The following is a 3798-nucleotide window of genomic DNA, read 5'->3' on the forward strand; positions in this document are numbered from 1 at the left end:
CACGATCCGGTCCAGTCTGTCGAACAGGGAATCGATCGTCTTCGTCATGGGCTTTCCCAAGGCCCATGCGACCCTTCTGAGGGTGCTCGAATGGTAATCCGAGAGTTCCGGCGTGTATCCCATATGGCTTCCCTCCCTTTCATGATTCATCCATGGGGCCGTCCGTGCACAGGGACCGCCATTCCCGATAAAGATCGACGATCGCCATGTCCCCGTAGAACTGCCTGTTAACGAGCCAGAGGACCTTCCGAAACCGTTTCCTTGCGTCACCCTCCAGGGAAGCGGCGCAGTTGGTCCCGGCCTGTTCGAGAATCTCGACGCCGCGGTTCAGAAACACGATCGTATTCACCGGCAGGTATTCACCGCAGATGGTCTCTTCCACCGTCATCGCTGCCTCCTCCTTTCCAAGGCCAGATATCGGAAGTCAGAAGTCAGAGATCAGAGGTCAGAGAGGATTTCCCTCCCTGCTCCCTGCCCCCTGCCCCGGCCCCCGACCTCCATCCTTTCAAAACGGGATGTCTTCGTCGAAGGGCGCTTCCGGTTGACCAGCGCCGGTCCCCTGAGCACCGGATCCGGCCCCACCCGGTTTGGCCTCGCCGTTCGTGGGTTTGGGATCCAGAAAGTCCACGCTGTTGGCCACGATCTCCGTGACGGTCCGTTTGACGCCTTCCGAGGTCTCGAAAGATCTCGTGGTGAGCCTGCCGGTCACGGCCACCCGGCTCCCCTTGTGCAGATAGGCGCTCACGGTCTCGGCCAGTCCGTTCCAGCAGATCACCGAAAACCAGTAGACCCGCTCGTTCTCGCCGTACCGGTCGTTGACGGCGACCGACATCCTGGCCACCGCCCTTTGGGTCGTGGTCGTGTACCTGAGGTCCACATCCGCGCCCAGCCGTCCGATGATGTTCACCTGGTTCATGCTCGTTTCTCCTTTCGTTCGGTTAAGTTCACTCCGGGACAGGTTGGATCGAATCCGCCCGAATCACCAGAAGGTCCCCGTCCCTTTTCACGACCCCGGCCACCCGAATCTTTCGTGTGTTCGGAATCGCGTCCGTGAGCACCGAGAGCCTGCCGTTCACCAGCCGGATCGGCCCTCCCTCCCCGGTCTCGATTCTTGCCGGCGTGAACACGAATTCCATCTCCCTCCCCACGAAACACTCGGGCGCATGGGCGAAGATCTTTCTTCGCAGGGATTTCACGTAATAGTCCGTGGCCTTTCCAAAGGACCGGTAGGTGAAGAAGGCCAGGGGCTGAAGCCAGCCCACTGAATAGTTCACGATCTTCATGCTCCAGTTGATGGCCTCGATGGCGTCCGTCCCCTCCAGCACCAGATGCCAGTCCCCGGACTGCTGGGCCGGCCAGGTGCCGAAGGTGGTCATCTGGATCGCCTCCTCGAAGATGAAGAGGGAGAAGGTGACGATCCCCAGGACCGACAGGACCATGGCCGCGTGGGAAGACCAGGTTTTGAGCCTTCGAATCATGGCCGCTCCTTACGGGACGATCTTGAGGAGCGTGTACGAGGTCCTCCCCTCGGTCTCCCGCTTGTCGCACACGGCCTTCAGGGTGTCGCCCTTCTTGAGGGTCCTGGCCTTCTCCACCTGGTTCCCGAAGGCCATGACCGGGACCCCGACCTCGTACGAAATCCCCTGCAGGGTCTTTTCCGCGGTCACGATCACCCGCACGTAGGGTTTCTGGTTCTTGTCCACGGCCTGGACCACGTCCTGGATCTTCCCGGTCAGGACCATGTCCTCCGCATGCCCCGGTTGCCACACCGCCAGCGTGCACAGCCCCATCACCCCTGCCATTGCCGTCATCCATCTCGCCTTTGCCATAATGCCGCCTCCTTTTCCTGTTTGTGTCGATAAAAAACCCACCCTCCTTGCAGCTACGATGACATCTCTTTGAGACGCTCTCTCAACTCCCGGTACCCCGACTTCTTCTTGAGAAACCGCTCGATCTCCTCCTTGAGTTTGACGTATTTGAACTGAAGGAGGAGATAGTCTTTGCGCAGGATGACATGATCCTTTCTGTCCATAGATCCCTCCGATTGCCGTCTATGCCTGGCTTTTCCGATAAACAGATGGGGCGTATCCCGTTTTCGACCCCTGCGGCCATCGACGGGATTCGATGATGTCGTCCGTGAACGCGAGGGCGTCCTCGAGAGTGTGGAAATGGCCGATGCAGGTATCGCCGAACCAGACCTGTGCCCAGCGTCGTCCGTCTTCGACCGCCGTATCGATCTCGATGGGATGGTCTTTCACCGTCAGCAACATGGTCATTTTCTCCTTTCCCCGTGGATTGTTGAAAAAACAGACGGGCCATATGGTTGTCCCCCTTCGGGCGATGCGACGGACGGTGGGTCCTGTCGCGGTCGTCGGCCCGGCGAGCGGTCTGCCGGGTTGCGAGCGATCCGGACGCGTCAAAAGAGCGAGGCCTGGCCATGCGCCGGGTCTCCCGGGCCGTGTTCCTGTTTGCGGCGCTGGTAGGCCTTCCAGATCACGGTCCATTCATGCTTTCGGGGCACATCGCGAACCGCGATCCGGCCCTGCTGCACCTTGTAGAGCCAGGCGCCGAGGGCGGCCAGGTTGCCGTTGGCCCTGGCGATCTTGTCGATAAAGACCCTCGCCACGGGGCCGGGCCTGACGGCGCTTTCGAGAGCGCTCTTGCGCAGGTTGTACTCGGTCCAGAAGACTCCGGCCTGTCCATGGGTGAGGGTCATGTCGTACACGGCCTTGCCAAGGCCGGCCAGGGCGTCGAGATCGGTGCAGTTTCGGACCTGCTCGATCAGGGTCCGGTACCACTTGGGCTGACGCTCGATCCAGGGCGTCTCCGGCTCCGACTCGTCTTCCCCGAGCACGTGGTACCGATAGACATCCGGGGCCGCATACTCGACGTCCTCGGTCTCCGTTGCGTCCTCCACATCGATGTTTTCCACCTCGGCCAACGCGAGGGCCAGCCTCTCGAAATACCGGAGGGAGCTCTCGACGCCCCGTGCCTGGGTCCAGGCGATGAAGGTCTCGATCATCCGTTGCGTGGGATCGAGCATGACCCAGCAGTCGAGCAGGTTGGCGGCCTCGTGCAGGTCACAGCCGATCCTGCGGGCGATGTACTCGGGACAAAGCCAATGGGGATACGCCTTCAGGTTCAGATGGGGCGCCATGACCGTTGTGTCGGAGGACTCACACTCCTCGAAGATCATGCGGTCCAGGCCGTTCATGTCCTGGACGTGCCGGGCCATCGCCTCCCAGCCCTCCCCATAGGCGACCGGTTCCTCGGGAACGGGCCACCCGTTCTCTTCACACAGTTCGATTCGAGCGCGATTGTCGTGGATGAACAAAGAGATGTCGTTGCACATACGAGGCTCCTTTCTGATGCGATCCCCACCCGAAAGCGGGGATCAGCGAAAGTGTTGAACTCACAGACGGACAGATACGGATCAAATGGTTCCTTCCGCGACGACCGCCCGACGACTGCAAAACGAACACATCCAGGGGACGAGGCCGTGGATGCAGCGGGGGAACATGGGAAAGCCCGGCTCCCACCGGAAGGCGCCGGACCAAGAGCGAACCGGGACCCAACGACCGGCCCCGAGAGAACGAAGACCGGACGGACCCGCCACAGGCCAGACCACAACGGGAAGACCGGCCTCCACAGCGCAGGACACCGTGAACCAGGTGCCGGAGGAAGGACCGGAGACAAAGGCAACGACCCCGGCGGAACCCGAAACCAGCGACCGAGAGCGCGCGAAAAGAGCAGAGACGAAATCCCGGCGGGAGGCACGAACAGGAGCAGGACCCGCCA

At 61.3% G+C, this 3798-nt stretch carries 7 protein-coding genes; all 7 read right to left on the reverse strand.

Features of this window, described 5'->3' with window-relative positions; translation table 11 throughout:
* Positions 1-139: 139 nt before the first annotated feature.
* The 7 genes from WC683_20150 to WC683_20180 all read right to left on the reverse strand — a co-directional run bounded on the left by WC683_20150 (position 140) and on the right by WC683_20180 (position 3352).
* Entirely contained in the window at positions 140-388 is a 249-nt protein-coding gene (locus WC683_20150; protein ID MFA4974922.1) for a hypothetical protein, read from the reverse strand.
* A gap of 117 nt (positions 389-505) precedes the next feature.
* Positions 506-916, reverse strand: a complete 411-nt coding sequence (locus WC683_20155; protein ID MFA4974923.1) for a single-stranded DNA-binding protein — start codon at positions 914-916, stop codon at positions 506-508.
* A 28-nt stretch (positions 917-944) separates the two neighbouring features.
* Complete coding sequence (locus WC683_20160) at positions 945-1478, reverse strand: hypothetical protein (GenBank protein MFA4974924.1); 534 nt, start codon at positions 1476-1478, stop codon at positions 945-947.
* A 9-nt stretch (positions 1479-1487) separates the two neighbouring features.
* Positions 1488-1829, reverse strand: coding sequence for a hypothetical protein (locus WC683_20165; protein MFA4974925.1), 342 nt, complete (start codon positions 1827-1829; stop codon positions 1488-1490).
* 53 nt (positions 1830-1882) lie between these two features.
* Positions 1883-2032: a hypothetical protein gene (locus WC683_20170; protein ID MFA4974926.1), complete on the reverse strand. Its 150-nt coding sequence runs from the start codon at positions 2030-2032 to the stop codon at positions 1883-1885.
* A gap of 19 nt (positions 2033-2051) precedes the next feature.
* Positions 2052-2270, reverse strand: coding sequence for a hypothetical protein (locus WC683_20175; GenBank protein ID MFA4974927.1), 219 nt, complete (start codon positions 2268-2270; stop codon positions 2052-2054).
* A gap of 146 nt (positions 2271-2416) precedes the next feature.
* Positions 2417-3352, reverse strand: coding sequence for a hypothetical protein (locus WC683_20180; protein ID MFA4974928.1), 936 nt, complete (start codon positions 3350-3352; stop codon positions 2417-2419).
* Between the last annotated feature and the right edge of the window lie 446 nt (positions 3353-3798).

The sequence above is a fragment of the bacterium genome, assembly GCA_041648665.1.
In the GTDB taxonomy this organism is placed as follows: domain Bacteria; phylum UBA10199; class UBA10199; order 2-02-FULL-44-16; family JAAZCA01; genus JAFGMW01.